Origin of the sequence: Mycobacterium sp. E3247 (assembly GCF_001667785.1) — a bacterium.
Lineage (GTDB): Bacteria > Actinomycetota > Actinomycetes > Mycobacteriales > Mycobacteriaceae > Mycobacterium.
On record NZ_LZJG01000559.1, the window covers coordinates 39,079 to 53,503 of the forward strand.

13 protein-coding genes and 1 pseudogene are annotated in these 14,425 nt (G+C 66.5%); 4 read left to right on the forward strand and 10 right to left on the reverse strand.

The window, feature by feature from the left end:
* The first annotated feature begins 64 nt into the window (after positions 1 to 64).
* Positions 65 to 1,288, forward strand: a complete 1,224-nt coding sequence (locus A9X04_RS28760; RefSeq protein WP_067928408.1) for an NADH:flavin oxidoreductase — start codon at positions 65 to 67, stop codon at positions 1,286 to 1,288.
* Here A9X04_RS28760 and A9X04_RS28765 read toward each other — a convergent pair whose 3' ends face one another.
* From A9X04_RS28765 to A9X04_RS28785, 5 genes are all read right to left on the reverse strand, one after another.
* On the reverse strand, positions 1,289 to 2,209 hold the full coding sequence (locus A9X04_RS28765; protein ID WP_067928411.1) for an alpha/beta hydrolase: 921 nt from the start codon (positions 2,207 to 2,209) through the stop codon (positions 1,289 to 1,291).
* Positions 2,206 to 3,039 carry an IclR family transcriptional regulator gene (locus A9X04_RS28770; RefSeq protein WP_067928412.1) on the reverse strand — a complete coding sequence of 278 codons (834 nt, stop codon included), beginning with the start codon at positions 3,037 to 3,039 and terminating at the stop codon, positions 2,206 to 2,208. Before A9X04_RS28770 ends, A9X04_RS28765 begins: the two co-directional genes overlap by 4 nt.
* A gap of 153 nt (positions 3,040 to 3,192) precedes the next feature.
* Positions 3,193 to 4,659 (reverse strand): FAD-dependent oxidoreductase, encoded by a 1,467-nt coding sequence (locus A9X04_RS28775; protein ID WP_067928415.1) that lies wholly within the window; start codon positions 4,657 to 4,659, stop codon positions 3,193 to 3,195.
* Entirely contained in the window at positions 4,656 to 5,564 is a 909-nt protein-coding gene (gene bphC, locus A9X04_RS28780; RefSeq protein WP_067928418.1) for a biphenyl-2,3-diol 1,2-dioxygenase, read from the reverse strand. The genes A9X04_RS28775 and bphC overlap by 4 nt, the downstream gene beginning before the upstream one ends.
* A 33-nt stretch (positions 5,565 to 5,597) precedes the next feature.
* Complete coding sequence (locus tag A9X04_RS28785; RefSeq protein ID WP_067928419.1) at positions 5,598 to 6,779, reverse strand: acyl-CoA dehydrogenase family protein; 1,182 nt, start codon at positions 6,777 to 6,779, stop codon at positions 5,598 to 5,600.
* A gap of 223 nt (positions 6,780 to 7,002) precedes the next feature.
* Here A9X04_RS28785 and A9X04_RS28790 point away from each other — a divergent pair, with 223 nt between their 5' ends.
* Positions 7,003 to 7,572, forward strand: a complete 570-nt coding sequence (locus A9X04_RS28790) for a thioesterase family protein (RefSeq protein WP_231985843.1) — start codon at positions 7,003 to 7,005, stop codon at positions 7,570 to 7,572.
* Between the two features lie 29 nt (positions 7,573 to 7,601).
* Here A9X04_RS28790 and A9X04_RS28795 read toward each other — a convergent pair whose 3' ends face one another.
* From A9X04_RS28795 to A9X04_RS28805, 3 genes are read right to left on the reverse strand one after another with little or no spacing between them, the layout of a single operon-like run.
* Positions 7,602 to 8,462 carry an SDR family oxidoreductase gene (locus A9X04_RS28795; RefSeq protein WP_067928423.1) on the reverse strand — a complete coding sequence of 287 codons (861 nt, stop codon included), beginning with the start codon at positions 8,460 to 8,462 and terminating at the stop codon, positions 7,602 to 7,604.
* A gap of 12 nt (positions 8,463 to 8,474) precedes the next feature.
* On the reverse strand, positions 8,475 to 9,275 hold the full coding sequence (locus A9X04_RS28800; RefSeq protein WP_082972853.1) for a mycofactocin-coupled SDR family oxidoreductase: 801 nt from the start codon (positions 9,273 to 9,275) through the stop codon (positions 8,475 to 8,477).
* Entirely contained in the window at positions 9,275 to 10,900 is a 1,626-nt protein-coding gene (locus A9X04_RS28805) for an NAD(P)/FAD-dependent oxidoreductase (protein WP_067928427.1), read from the reverse strand. The genes A9X04_RS28800 and A9X04_RS28805 overlap by 1 nt, the downstream gene beginning before the upstream one ends.
* A 132-nt stretch (positions 10,901 to 11,032) precedes the next feature.
* Here A9X04_RS28805 and A9X04_RS28810 point away from each other — a divergent pair, with 132 nt between their 5' ends.
* The gene (locus A9X04_RS28810; protein ID WP_082972854.1) at positions 11,033 to 11,350 is read left to right on the forward strand and encodes a 2Fe-2S iron-sulfur cluster binding domain-containing protein; all 318 of its coding nucleotides are present in this window, start codon (positions 11,033 to 11,035) and stop codon (positions 11,348 to 11,350) included.
* A gap of 60 nt (positions 11,351 to 11,410) precedes the next feature.
* Positions 11,411 to 12,244, forward strand: a complete 834-nt coding sequence (locus A9X04_RS28815) for a mycofactocin-coupled SDR family oxidoreductase (protein WP_067928430.1) — start codon at positions 11,411 to 11,413, stop codon at positions 12,242 to 12,244.
* A 369-nt stretch (positions 12,245 to 12,613) separates the two neighbouring features.
* On the opposite strand, the pseudogene A9X04_RS28820 reads toward A9X04_RS28815, so the two are convergent.
* Positions 12,614 to 13,492: pseudogene (locus A9X04_RS28820) on the reverse strand (alpha/beta fold hydrolase); the annotation flags it as partial.
* A gap of 165 nt (positions 13,493 to 13,657) precedes the next feature.
* On the reverse strand, positions 13,658 to 14,425 hold a 768-nt coding region (gene dmpG, locus A9X04_RS28825), incomplete at its 5' end, for a 4-hydroxy-2-oxovalerate aldolase (protein WP_067928433.1).

A 14,425-nucleotide genomic window follows, 5' to 3' on the forward strand; every position in this document is an offset into this window, starting at 1 on the left:
GTTCAGTCCCGGCCATCGGGAGGACCTCATTGCCCCCCATCCGGCTGGGCACCACGGTGGGAGGATGAGCGCTTCCTTCAGCCCCGTGCAGCTCGGTCCGGCCACCTTACGCAACCCGATCATCAAGGCCGCGACCTCCGAAGGCCGATCGCCCCACGGGCTGGTCACCGATGATCTCATCGCGTTTCACCGGGCGTTCGCCGACGGGGGAGTGGGCATGACGACGGTGGCCTACTGCTGTGTCGCGCCCGAGGGCGCCAGCGCCCCGGGTCAGATCGTCATGAGCTCACAAGCGCTGCCCGGCCTGCGCAGACTTACCGATGCCGTACACGGGGCGGGCGCGGCCATCTCGGCCCAGCTGGGCCACGCCGGGGTGGTAGCCCCCAGGGCGCTGACCGGGGTAACCGCCCTGTCGCCGAGCCGCTTCGTCAACCCGACGTCGCTGGCCTACTGCCGGGCGATCACCCGCGACGAGATAGCAACCGTCATCGACCAGTTCGGCGCGGCGACGCAGGTAGCCATCGATGCCGGATTCGACGCCGTTGAACTGCATTTCGGACACCTGTATCTGCCGAGCTCGTTTTTGAGCCCACTCATCAACCGCCGGACGGACGAGTACGGCGGCTCCATCGACAACCGTTCCCGCCTGTCACGGGAGATCGCCGAACGCGTCCGCGAGGTGGCCGCCGGACAGGTAGCGGTCATCGCCAAACTGAATATGGACGACGGACTGCCCGGCGGTATCTGGATCGATGAGGCGTTGCGCACCGCGCAGCTCCTCGACACCGACGGCACACTCGACGCGCTCGAACTGACCCAAGGGTCCTCGGTCTTCAAGCCGATGTACCTGTTCCGGGGCGACGTCCCGGTGCGCGAATTCGCCCGCGTCATGCCGGCCGCACTGCGGCCCGCCATCAGGCTGGCCGGCAAGCGCGTGATGGGCAGCTACCCGTACCGCGACCTCTACATGCTCGAAGCCGCTCGCCAATTCGTGCCGGTGATGCGCAACACCAAACTGATCCTGCTGGGCGGCATCACCCGCCGCGACCACGTCGAGACCGCACGAGAGGAGGGATTTGACTTCGTGGCGATGGGTCGGGCGCTGCTGCGGGAACCCGACCTGGTCAACAAGATGATCGCCGACCCGGCCAGTCGCAGCCGATGCAACCACAACAACAAGTGCATGGTCACCGTTTTCGGTCGCACCCACTGCGTGCTCGATCCCGACCAACGCTACGGGCCACCTACCAAGATCGAGGAGCAGCCCGCCCAGCCTGCAGCACGGTAATCACCCCAGCAGCGTGGCCAACTCGCGGCACGCCTGCCGCCGGGCTTGGTGAGCGATGTCGAGCATCGGCATCGTCATGAACCCATGGATGCCTCCCTCGAAGCCGCACCGCACGGTGACTACCCCTGCGGACTGCAGCGCGTCGGCGTAGGCGATGGCTTCGTCCCGAAGCGGATCATGCCCCGCGGTGACCATCACCGCGGGCGGCAGCCCGTGTAGGTCCGCTCGCAGCGGTGAGGCGTAGGGATGGTCGCGGTCGGCGGGTGTGGGCACATACTGGTCCCAATACCATTGCAGCGCGGCCGTCGGGTTGTAGAAACCGTTCCCGAACAGTCGATATGACTCAGTGTCGAAGCCGGCCGCGAGCATCGGGTAGAGCAGCAATTGCGCGGCAATCGCCGGGCCACCGCGATCGCGCGCCATCAACGCCACGACGGCGGCCAGGTTGCCGCCCGCGCTGTCACCGCCCACCACGACCGCGCGTGAATCTCCGCCGGCGATGTCGGCGGCCCATCGGGTGGCGGCGTACACGTCCTCGGCCGCGGCGGGCCACGGATTTTCTGGAGCCAGCCGGTATCCCACGGAGACCACCACGGCGGGAACGAGGTTGGCCAGACTGCGGCACAGGCCGTCGTGGCTGTCGAGGTCGCAAAACACGAATCCGCCGCCGTGCGCGTATACCAGGATCGGCAGGCCACCGTCGTCGGCATGGCCGCGTGGCCGGTAGATCCGTATCGGGATGTCAGCACCGGCGCCCGAAATGGTGTGATCTCGGACTGCGGCGACCGGCTCGGGCTGGGCGGGCGGTACCAGCCGCTCGCGGATGGCCGCCCTGGCCTGGGCGCCCGTCATGGTGTGCACCGGCGGGAAGCCCGCGTCCAGCCCCTCAATCAGCGCGGCGACCTGGGGGTCGAGGTTCACGCGTACTGCAAGGTGGGCTGCGGCGCCGGCATCGGGCGGTGGGGCAGCAGCGGTCGCGTTGTTTGCAGCGTGGGCGCCACCCGGTGGGCGCCGTCTTCGATGTTGCGCCAGATGTTCACCGCGGTCATGCGGACCGGGGTGGTCAGTCGCTGATCGAACATCATGCGATTCATCGGCGCGCATACCGACACCGCGGCAATCGCCTCACCGGGGTTGCCGATCGGGGCCGCCACGCAGCCAAAGCCCAGCAGCGACTCCTCGCGCTCGAAGGCGACGCCGTGGGCGCGCACCTTGGCTAACTCAGCGGCAAGTTGCGAGCCGGTGCAAATGGAAAACTTGGTCTTGCGGACCTGCAGATCAACGTCGGCCTGCTGGTCGCCATAGGCCAGGATCGCCTTGCCGACCGCGGTACAGTGCGCGGGTTGCCGACCCCCGACCCTGGTGGGGATCGCGTTGATCAGTCGGTCACCGATCTTGTCGAGGTAGACAACGTCCGGCCCGTCCAGCACCGCCAGATGAACGACAAGCCCGGTGGCGCGGTGCAATTCACCCAGCAAGGGCGCGGCCGCGCGCACCAGGCGGTCTTGGTGCACGGCCAGTGAGCCCAACTCCACCAGCCGCATGCCGAGCTCGTAGTCGCGGCCGTTGCGGCGTAGCCAGCGCAGCTGAACCAATCGCTCGAGCATCCGGTGCGCCGACGAACGCGGCAGGCCCGTGCGACGCACGATCTGGGCCAGCGTTAGTCGTCCCGGCCCTTCGAAGGCGTCCAGCACCAAGGAGACGCGGTCGATGACGGCGGTGGGAGTTGCTGGTTCCAGGGGCGCTGACATCGGTCCTCCAAAGCTCCATTGCATCTGGCTGCGATATCTCTATTAGAGATACCCCAGTTTGTACCATAGGCTTGTGCTCGCTGTCACATGGCATGCGAAAAGCGCCACCGGCCACAGCTGTGGCGGCCGGGGTGTAGCGATCAGTGCAGTCGGCTAGCCCTTGGCGGCGGATCGGCCGGCGCGGCGGCCGTAGAAGCTGCCGTCGCCGAGGGAGATGCCGCTGGCGTAGCCCCAGGCGGCGAGTCCGGCGGTGCAGCGGCCGGCGGCGAAGAGGCCGGGGATGGGTTGGCCGTTGACGTGGAGTACTTCGGCGTCCAGGGTGGTGGCCAGGCCGCCGAGGGTGAAGCCGCCGGTGTTCTCGCGCAGGTCGATGGCGCCGACCGGGGAACCGATGGGCTTGCACCACTTCGGCTTCTTGTGCAGCAGCGGGTCTTCGCCGCGGGCGGCGCCCGCGTTGTAGGCGGCGACGGTGGCCTGCAGGCAGCCGGGTGCCAGGCCGATGTCGCGTTCGAGGTCGGCGATGGTGTCGGCCACCCAGGTCGCCTCTCGCAGCATGAATTTGGGTGACCAGGACGCTTTGGCTTCTTGTTGGGCGTCGTCGTCGATGATCAGGTAGGCGGTGTTGTCCTGCTGGTAGAGGGTGAGTTGGCCGATGCGGCCGGGATAGGTGTCCTCGGGGACGTAGCGCTGGCCGCGGCCGTTGACCAGGATGCCGCGCACCAGTTGTTGGGGGTCGATGAAGATGGCGACCTCGGTGGCGTCCATGTGCGCCAGGTCGGCGCCCAGTGCTTGGGCCATGCGGATGGCCTGGCCGTCGTGCTGTTCGATGGAGGCGGCCGGGCGGCCCGCGATGCGCGGGGCGTAGCGGGCGATCATGGTGTCGTTGTAGGCGAAGCTGCCGGTCGCGAGCACCACGCCCTTGCGGGCCCGGACCGCAGTGTCGGTGCCGTACTGGCGCGCCCGGATCCCGACCACGCGGCCGTCGGCTTCGACGATGAGGCGTTGCACGCGCACGTCGTAGCGCGCGCGGGCGCCGGCGGCGGTGGCGGTCTCGACGAGCGGCTTCATCAGCATGTAGCCGGCGCTGGCCTCGCCCTGCTTCTTGTTCTGCATTTGTGGGACGTGCCCGCGGGGGGCGGGGGAGGCGATGGTGTTGAAGGGGTAGGCGTTTTCCCCGCCGCTGTACATCAGGCCCTGGTCGCCCATCGGTTCCCAGCCGGGTTCGGCGAAGAATTCGGCCTTGAACGGCACGCCGCAGCCGACCAGCCATTCGTAGTGGGCGACGCTGCCGGCGCAGTAGTCGGCGATGCGGTTCTCGTCGGCGCCGGGGCCCATCGCGACGTTGAGGAATGCCGCCATGTTGTCCACGGAATCGGTGAAGCCGCAGGCCTTTTGCAGGGGGGTGCCGCCGCCGAGGTAGATGAACCCGCCGGCCATCGCCGCCGCCCCGCCCCAGGACCCGGTGCGTTCCAACACCAGCACCTCGACACCGGCGCGGGCGGCCTCTACCGCCGCGGCGGCGCCGGCCACGCCGTAGCCGGCGATGACCACGTCGGCCTCGTCATCCCAGGAGGTGATCGAGGAGGCCGGGATCGGCGTGATATCGGTGTTCGGTGTCATAGCCGCATGGCCGCGGGCATGTCGCCGACCCACTGGTGGCCCCAGTAGCTGTCGGCGGTGATTTCCTCTGCGGTGTAATACGTTTCGTCGACGCGCATGCCGTCGGTGCCGAACTCGATGTCCCAGTCGCCGGGCGCGCGGACGTAGAACGACACCATCTTGTCGTTGGTGTGCCGGCCCAGGGTGGAGGACAGCTGGAAGCCTTCGGCGTTGACCCGGTCCAGCGCCTGCCCGACGGCGTCGAGGCTGTCGACCTCGACCATGATGTGCACCAGGCGGGGGTCGCGCTGGTGCGCGGCCGGCACGATCGCCAGGCTGTGGTGGCGTTCGTTGATGCCCAGGAAGCGAACCCGCACCGGCCCGAACTCTTTGGGCAGCGGCACCCGGAACGCCCCGCGGGACCGGAAACCCAGCATCTCGGTGTAGAAGTCGAACAGCCCGTTGGGATCGGTGGCGGGTATGACGACGTGGCCCAGGCCCTGGTCACCGGTCACGAACCGCGCGCCGAACGGGGTGACGACCGGGCTGTGGTCGAGCACCGCCCCATGGAACACCTCGAGCGTGGTGCCGGCCGGGTCCTCGAAGGTGATCACCTCTTCCACGCGGCGGGCCTCGGCCTCGTCGGTGGACAGCTGCTTGAACGCGGTTCCCGCGGCGTCCAGGGTGGCCTTGACCCGCTGCAGCGCCGGGCGGTCACGCACCTCCCAGCCGACCGTGAGCACCCGGTCGGTCTCGCCGGGCACCACGATCAGCCGGGCGGCGCGCTCGTCCATCCGCAGGTACAGCGCCGACGGGTCGGGGCCCTTCCCCTCGGCGAAACCCAGCACCCCGAAGGCGAATTGCCGCCAGCGGTCGATGTTGTTCGTCGAAATCGTGATGTAGCCCAGGCTCTTCAAGTCGGTCAACGTGATGCGCCTCCTCTGGCTGTCTCGGCCCTGTTAAATCATCGCCCGGAGTGGACCCTGCGGGTCGACGCCCAGCGAACTCAGCGCCGACGCGTGATAGATGGTGCCGGGGACATGGATCGCGTGCATCTGCCCCACATGGACGTCGCGCCAATACCGTTGCAGCGGCTTGTCCATCCGCGATGCGTTGCCGCCCGAGCGGGCGAAGATCTCGTCGACCGCCGCCACCGCGCGCCACACCGCGCGCACCTGGGTGCGCCGCCCCGCCGCGCGGTCGGCGAACGACACCTCCTTGCCCGCGGCCACCATGTCGTAGATGCGGTCGGCGTTGGCCAGCAGCTCCTGGCGGGCAGCGTTGATGTCGGCGGCCGCCTCGCCGACCGCGAACATCACGTACGGGTCGTCCTTGATCGCGGTGCCGGTGGCGCCGACCCGCTCACGCTGATAGTCCAGGTGCGCGGCCAGCGCCCCCTCGGCGATGCCGATGGTCGCCGCGGAGATCCCCAGCGGGAACATCGTCGACCACGGCATCAGATACAGCGGCTCGGTCATGCCGGCCTCACGCTGCGCGGTCCCGTCCATCACCTTCGTCGCATCCATCGTCCGGTAAGACGGGACGAACGCATCGGAGACGATCACGTCCTTCGACCCGGTCCCGCGCAGCCCCACCACGTTCCACGAGTCCTCGACAATCTCGTAGTCCTGGCGCGGCAGGATCATGTGCAGCATCTGCGGCGGCATCAACGGCTTTCCCTCGCCGTCACCCAACATCGCGCCCAGAATGATCCAGTCGCAGTGGTCGGTGCCCGAACTGAACTGCCAGCGGCCGTTGAACAGATAGCCACCGTCGACCGGCCTGGCCACCCCCTGCGGGGCGTACGGCGAGGCCATCCACGTGTCGACGTCGTCGGCCCATACCTCGGCGGCGACCCTCGGGTCCGCGTAGGCCAACTGGTAGGGGTGCACACCCACCACACCGACGATCCAGCCCGCCGCCGGATCCAGCGCCGCCGTCGCCATCACGGTCTCGGCGAACTCGCGCGGGTGGACCTCAAGGCCGCCGTGGCTCTTGGGCTGCAGCAGCCGGATCAACCCGGCCGACTTCATCAGCTTGACCGTGTCATCGGTGAGCCGGCCGATCCGCTCGGCCTCGACGGCCTGCTCGCGCAACTGGTCGGCCATCGCCACGACCCGGTCGATTACCCGCTCGCTCATATCGTTGTCCTTTACGTCTGGGGGCGTAGTAATGATCTATCGACGTCTGCACCGCATCGGACGCCGTTCCCGGTGAGCGGACGCCGACATCAGAACGTGAGGTGCCTTACGCGCCTAACCGAGGTTGCGAGCGGTCCGACACCACCGGACAGTCTTCTGGCATCGTCCGGTAGCCGGGAGGCGCGGCAACTAGAACCTGTCGATAGGCCTAGCCTCAGTGTCTATGGACCAGGCGCAGCGACCAGCCTCTGGATGCAGCCGCGGCCAGCAGGCACCGATGCCGGAAAAACAAATCCTGCCGTTGGCCGCCCAGATAGCCCAATTGCCCTGTGCCATCACACGGAATGTGTCCCGTGACTTGATCGATGGGAACGGGCACATGAACGTGTTGCACTATCTGGATTTCGGATCGGCGGCCGCAGATGCGGTGGTGCGTGAAATCGGGATCGACGACGCCTACCGGGCTGATCGACAGCTCGGCCTCTTCACCGTCGAGCACCACCTGCGCTACTACAGCGAGCTGATCGAAGATGACACGGCCGATCTCTACGCCCGCGTCCTCGACCGCTCACCCAAGGTGGTGCACATGATCTCATTCGCCGTGGATCGGCACCGGAAACGTTTATCGGCAACACTCGAGATGGTCCTTGTCCACGTCGATCTGACCCGCCGACTGCCCGTGGCGATGCCGGTCGACATCGCCGCTGCTTTCGACAAGCATGTCAGGTACTCGTCGACCCTGGAGTGGTCCGCGCCCGTCTGCGGCGCGATGGGCGTGCGACGCCAACCATGAAACGGCCAGCGGCCCGGTGATTACCGCGGTCAAACGGATTGCCGGCGTCCAAACCTCAGTAACCGCCACATATACCGCGGCAGTCGCGGAGTGGGGACGCGGGCCGGCCAGTGGTCGGCGCGGAAGTAGGCATCAGACCCGCCGTCGACGAAAAGCACACTGCCGCAGAGAAAGGCGGCGGCATCCGACAACATGAACACCATCCAGTCCGCGAGGTGCGTGGGGTCACCGAACCCACCGACCGGGACCGGGAACGCGCGGATGGCCTTGGCTTCACGCGGTGTGGCCAGCTGTCGCTCGAGCAGCGGGGTCATCACCGCGCCCGGAGCGATCGCATTGAGCCGGATACCGGCACCCGCCCACGCCGACGTGACCGCGGTGCGCCGCACCCAACGCGCCACCGCGATCTTCGATGCCCCGTAGGCCATAGAGGGGGCGGCCGATCGGAACACTCGTAGTGCACGCTGGGCCTTCTCGAGATCGCGGCCTAGTAACGCCCGCACGGCACGCCGGGGCACCAACGGCATTGTCGTCGTCGAATTGCTGCTCACTACAACAACCTTGGCGCTGCCAGCCGCCGCCAACGCCGGGTGCCATGCCTCTAGAAGCTCGACCACACCAAAGAAGTTCACCGCCAGGATCCGGCTGGCACTACCGGCACCCGGGGTGGGGCCTACACCAGCGGCCAGCACTGCACCGTCGAGCCGACCCTCGCTGGCAGCGGACACGGCAGCGGCGGCCGCTCTGCGTCCGTCGGGAGTGGACAGATCGGCGAGGACGTCGGCGTCTTTGATGTCGACGCCGATCACGCGGTGACCCGCGCCCCGCAGTTTGCGGACGACGGCTTGGCCCATGCCCGATGCCGATCCGGTGACGGCGTAGACACCCATCTGCGTTGCCCGTTAGGCCTTGGCCATGAGGCCCGCGTCAACGACGAGCTCGGTGCCGGTGATGTAGCGGGCATGCTCGGAGGCCAGGAACACCACGGCATTGGCCACGTCGCCGGGTTCCACCCACGGCACCGGGAGCAGGTGGCGAGCTGTGAGCACCTCGGCGGCGTCGGCCGCCGTCGGGCTAGCCAGGTCAGGACGAAGACGTTTAAACGTCGCCTCATTGAGCATTGTCGAGGTCCCGACGGCTCCCGGATGAACAGTATTGACACGAATGCCGCGGGGGCCGAGCTCGTTGGCGAGCGTGCGCGCCAGCCCAACCACGGCATGCTTGCTCGCGGTGTAAGGAGCGGTGTTGGCCGTACCGCGAAGAGCGTTGGTAGAGCCGATGATCACGATCGACCCGCCGTCCTTGCCAAGGTGCGCGACGGCGGCTTTGACGGTATGCCAGACGCCGGTCACGTTGACGTCGAGGGCTTGTTGCCAACTCTGGGCAGTGATCTCCCACGTCGGAGCGTGGGTGGTATGGATTCCGGCGTTGGCGACGATGATGTCAAGGCATCCCAGGTCGTCGACGGCGGCATCCACCGCGCCGGTCAGTCCGCCAAGGTCGCTGACATCGGCCAGACCGGTCACCGCGCGTCGGCCGCGCTGCGCCACCGCGGCGGCGGTCTGTTCGAGGTCTTCTGCTGCCGCCGGCACGTCCACCGCGATGACGTCGGCGCCTTCGTCGGCGAGTCGCTCGCAGACGGCGCGTCCGGTGCCGCGCCCAGCGCCGGTCACCAGCGCCACACGACCAGGCAGGCTCGACATCATGGCGCCTTGGTCAGCGAAAACCCCTTGTACCCAGCCTCGGCGACTTCGTTGCAGATGTCGAGGTAGGTCCCAAACCCGCCGAGAAACAGCATGAACACCCGCGGCTTGCCGGGCACGTTGGCGCCCATGTACCAGGAGTTGGCCTTGGTGAACAGGGTGGCCTCGGCTCGGCGCGCGCATTCGGCGACCCAGTTGTCCACCGCATCGGCAGTCGCCTCGATCGCCGTGTAGCCGTGATCGTCGAGATATCTGATCGAGTCGGCGATCCAATTCACATTCGCCTCGGCGTGCAGCACCATGTTGGCCAGCACCGCCGGCGCCCCGGGGCCGCACACGACGAACATGTTGGGAAAGCCGTCAATGCTCAGACCCAGATAGCTTCGCGGCCCATTGCTCCAGTCATCGCGCAGCCGTTTGCCGCCGCGGCCGACGATGTCGATTTTGGCCAATGCCCCCGTCATCGCGTCGAATCCGGTAGCCAACACGATCATGTCGAGGTCGTAATGGGCGTTGCTGGTGTTGATGCCGGTCGCATCGACAGATTCGATCGGCGTGTTTCGTACACTGACCAGCGTCACGTTGGGACGGTTGAACGTCTGAAAGTAATTGCTGTCGGTGCAGATTCGCTTGGTCCCGATCGGGTGATCCGTGGGGATCAGCAGTTCGGCCAGCGCAGGGTCATCAATGATGGCCCGCACCTTCTCCTCGTAGAACTTGCGGGCCTCCTCGTTGGCGTCCGGGTCGATCATCTGATCGGAGAAGGTCTTGGAGAACAGCACCCCGCCGAGATCCCAGCGCTCTTCGAACGCCGCTCTTCGCTCTTCGGGGCTGGCTTGCATCGTCAGTTTCGGATGGGCGATGTGTGGTGAGCCGCCGCCGCTGCGCCAAGATAAGCGCCTGCGTTCGGCGTAATTGGCCTTGACTCGGGCCCGGTCTTCGTCGGTGAGAGGCCGATTGCCCGCGGGGACACTGTAATTCGGGGTGCGCTGAAAGACGTAGAGTTGCGAGGCTTGTTCGGCGATGATCGGAATCGACTGAATGCCCGAAGATCCCGTCCCGATGACCGCGACCCGCTTACCCGTGAAGTCGACCGTCTCGTGTGGCCATGCCGCGGTGTGGTAGATCTCACCGGCGAAACTGTCCAGGCCGGCAAAAGGTGGGGTCATCGCCGCGGACAATGGGCCCGTCGCCATCACACAAAACCGCGCGCTCACCCGTTGCCCGGTATCCGTGGTCACCGTCCACCGCAGCCGCTGCTCGTCGAGAACGGCCGACGTGACACGGGTGTCGAAGGCAATGTCGCGACGCAGATCCAACCTGTCGGCCACCCAGTTGATGTAGCGCAGGATCTCCTCTTGGGTGGCGTACTTTTCCGACCAGTCCCACTCCTGTTGCAGGTCATCGGAGAACGAATAGCAGTAGTCGACGCTCTCGACGTCGCAGCGGGCGCCGGGATACCGGTTGAAATACCACGTGCCACCCACGTCGGGACCGGCCTCGAACACCTTGACCCTCAGCCCGTCGGCGCGCAGCTTGTACAGGGCGTAAAGCCCGGCAAAGCCGGCACCCACGACCACCACGTCGATGCCCTGGTCCAACCCGTCATTCGTGCTACTGGTCACGAACAGCGACGGTAGAGCCGCAGTGCCCGGAATCGCAGGAGATGTCCCGGTCACTGGACGCCGGGATAGCGACCTCCCGTCCATCGGAATCCGACCACGACATCGCGCACCGATCTGGCAAGGATCAGCCGCATGGCAGATGTCGAAGAACAAGGCGCCGCGATGTGCACCGACGTCGAGGTGGCCACCGTAGACGTCGAGTTGGACGGTGCTCTACATCGACTGCAATGGCGACGCGACCAGACCCTGGTCGACATGTTGCTTGACGCCGGGATCGATGTGCCGCACTCGTGCCGAGAAGGACATTGCGGCTCCTGCGTGGCGACCCTGATTTCTGGCGAGGTCGATATGGCCGGTGGAGATGTGCTGGGGCCCGAGGACCGCGCCGATGGCTTGATCCTCGGCTGTCAAGCCCGGCCGGTGACCGACAACATCCACATCGAGTTCTAGCCGCATGAACGGCGCTGCGGAACTCGAACCCGGGCGTGCCGACATGACGCGGGTTGCGACGTGAGCGGCAGGGTCACCGGGAAGGTGGCTCTGATCACGGGCGCGGCGCGGGGAATCGGGCGTGCGCAGGCGGTGCGGTTAGCCCAGGAGGGAGCCGATATCGTAGCCCTTGACGTGTGCGCCCCGGTCGACACGGTGGTGGTCCCGCACAGCACACTCGACGACCTCGAGCACACCGCCGCCCAAGTGCGCGACACTGGCGCCAAAATACATACCGAGATCGTCGACGTGCGCGACCTCGACGGCGTCCAGGCGGCCACCGATCGCGGTGTGCGACGGCTGGGAAGATTGGACGTGGTGTGTGCGACCGCTGGGATCACCTCACGTGCACTGGCGCTCGACCTCACCGAAACGGCCTGGCGCACCATGTTGGATATCAACCTCACCGGCGTGTGGCACACGTGTCGGGCCGCGGCGCCGCACCTGATTGCGCAAGGTGGAGGCGCGATCGTCCTGACCAATTCGATCGCAGGACTTCGCGGATTGGTGGGCGTCGCCCATTACACCGCGGCTAAGCACGGCGTGGTCGGCCTAATGCAAAGCCTGGCCAAAGAACTTGCACCGCACAACGTCCGAGTCAATTGCGTCCATCCGACCAATGTCGACACTCCGCTGATCCAAAACGACGCAGTGCGCGGCGCGTTTCGTCCCGACCTCGAACGGACGCCGACGCGTGCCGAGTTCGCCGAAGCGGCCCTTCGCATGAACATGCTCGCGGTGCCGTGGGTACAACCGGTGGATGTCGCCAACGCCGCTTTGTTTCTCGCTTCCGACGAGGCGCGCTATATCACCGCGGTCACACTCCCCGTCGACGCCGGTGCGACTCAACGATAGGGAGGGTGCGACATGAAAGACTGTCCGCTGGCTTTCTTTTCCCTTGTCGCGTTGGACAATCCGGAGCTGCTAAATCTGCCGGGAGTGGCCGGGGCGTGGACCTTCTCGCTGGACCGTCATCAGGATGACGGTCTCGGTCTGCGGCGAGTTGGCGCCACTGCTGCCCGGGGAGCATTGCGTGTTCGCGTGCTCTACCTTGACGGTGAATCGATCGCTACCGCGAGGCGCGTGCGTGACTGCGTCGCGGCAGCCGAAACCCGGCTGCCGGCCTCAACATTGGGGCAGACCGTGATCAGTACGCCGCTGTGTACGATCATCCCTTGGCAGGACTGGTGACGTGGCGTTCCCGTCGCCGCTTCGTGAATGCTGCCGTGAGAGGAACGCCAGCACGGTGCTTTCGAAGGCTTGCTTCGCTTCGATCATCGCCCAGTGCCCGGACTTGGGAAATACGTGAAGTTCGGCGTCTTGGATGGTGCGCATCGGGATCAGCGCCATGTCGGGTGGGCTCACACGGTCGTCGCGACCCCATGTAAGCAGCGTGGGGACGGTCAACTTGTGCAGGACTGCCCACGGCATCGGCTTTTCGGAGGCGGCCATCGCGGCGTTCATCGCGGCAAACGCCGCTTTGCCGTACATGCGGCGCGCCGCGGCCAGGGTGTCCGGATCGGTCGCCAATTGCCAGCGTTCCTCGACCAGTTCGTCAGTTATCAGGGACTGGTCGTACACCATCGATTTGAGCCAGTCGACCAGCCGCTGCCGAGTCGGGTCTTCGACGAACTCCTGCAACAGCCGGATGCCCTCACTCGGGCTGGGGCTGAAGATGTTGATGCCAATTCCGCCGATCGTGACCAGCCGGTCGACACGATCGGGGTTGTGGATAGCGAAGTTAATGCCCACACCCCCGCCCATCGAGTTGCCGACGATGTGCGCCTTTTCGACGCCAAGCGCATCCAGGAACGGCGATACGGTGCCGAATGCCATGAGCATTGGGTGGCCGCCGAAGTCATCGCTGACGCCGAAACCGGGAAATTCCAGGATGATGCACCGGAAGTGCTCGGCGAAGGTGGGCAGTATGCCGCGGAAGTTGCGCCATCCGGTGACTCCGGGACCCGAGCCATGCAGGAAGAGCAGCGGCGCCACCGACGTGGCTTTCGGACCTGTGTCGTAATAGCGCAAAACCCCTTCCGGTAGGCGGATTTCGCGTACGTCCTGCTCGCCTAGGAAGACCCGTTCGGAAGTGTCTGTCACGGTGTCAGCGTGCCACGGCGTTGCGGGTGGCACGCCGCGTTGTTCCGCTGACCGGGTGGTGTTATGACTGGCGCTCGGATAGTACCGTCACGGCGGACCGCGGGTCATACGACGCGGTCGGCGACACCTGTTGCTGCACAGCCAACTTGCTGTCCACCAGGTGTGTTACACCGTGTGCTGCTCGCGTTTGATTTCGAGTGCGATGTCGATGAGTTGGTCTTCTTGGCCGCCGATGAGTTTGCGTTGGCCGGCGCGGTGTAGGAGTTGGTGGGCGGGCACGCCGTAGCGTTCGGATTGGCGGATGGCGTGTTTGAGGAAGCTGGAGTAGACCCCGGAGTAGCCCATGATCAGGGCGTTGCGGTCCAGCAGGCACTCGGCGGGCATGGCCGGGGCGACGACTTCTTCGGCGGCGTCGGCGATGTCGAAGAAGTCGATGCCGGTTTTGACGCCGATCTTGTCGAACACCCCGATGAGCGCCTCTACGGGGGCGTTGCCCGCTCCGGCGCCGAACCGGCGGCACGAGCCGTCGATCTGCTTGGCGCCCGCGCGGACGGCCTCGACGCTGTTGGCGACCCCGAGGCCGAGGTTCTCGTGCCCATGAAAACCGACCTGGGCGTCCTCGCCGAGCTCGGCGACCAGCGCGGCCACCCGGTCGCGCACCCCTTCGAGCACCAGCGCCCCGGCCGAGTCGACCACGTAGACGCATTGACAGCCCGCATCGGCCATGATGCGGGCCTGGGCGGCCAGCTTCTCCGGCGCGATCGTGTGGGACATCATCAGAAACCCGACGGTTTCTAGGCCCAGTTCGCGGGCCAGGCCGAAGTGCTGAATCGACACGTCGGCCTCGGTGCAATGGGTGGCGATCCGGCAGATCGACCCGCCGTTGTTCTGGGCCTCCTTGATGTCCTCCTTGGTGCCCACCCCGGGCAGCAT

Excerpts from the sequence above, each read along its gene's own strand:
- A9X04_RS28760 (WP_067928408.1), top strand. The coding sequence starts at position 65 with ATGAGCGCTTCCTTCAGCCCCGTGCAGCTCGGTCCGGCCACCTTACGC.
- A9X04_RS28770 (WP_067928412.1), bottom strand. The coding sequence starts at position 3,039 with ATGTCAGCGCCCCTGGAACCAGCAACTCCCACCGCCGTCATCGACCGC.
- A9X04_RS28775 (WP_067928415.1), bottom strand. The coding sequence starts at position 4,659 with ATGACACCGAACACCGATATCACGCCGATCCCGGCCTCCTCGATCACC.
- A9X04_RS28785 (WP_067928419.1), bottom strand. The coding sequence starts at position 6,779 with ATGAGCGAGCGGGTAATCGACCGGGTCGTGGCGATGGCCGACCAGTTG.
- A9X04_RS28790 (WP_231985843.1), top strand. The coding sequence starts at position 7,003 with ATGGACCAGGCGCAGCGACCAGCCTCTGGATGCAGCCGCGGCCAGCAG.
- A9X04_RS28795 (WP_067928423.1), bottom strand. The coding sequence starts at position 8,462 with ATGGGTGTCTACGCCGTCACCGGATCGGCATCGGGCATGGGCCAAGCC.
- A9X04_RS28800 (WP_082972853.1), bottom strand. The coding sequence starts at position 9,275 with ATGTCGAGCCTGCCTGGTCGTGTGGCGCTGGTGACCGGCGCTGGGCGC.
- A9X04_RS28810 (WP_082972854.1), top strand. The coding sequence starts at position 11,033 with ATGGCAGATGTCGAAGAACAAGGCGCCGCGATGTGCACCGACGTCGAG.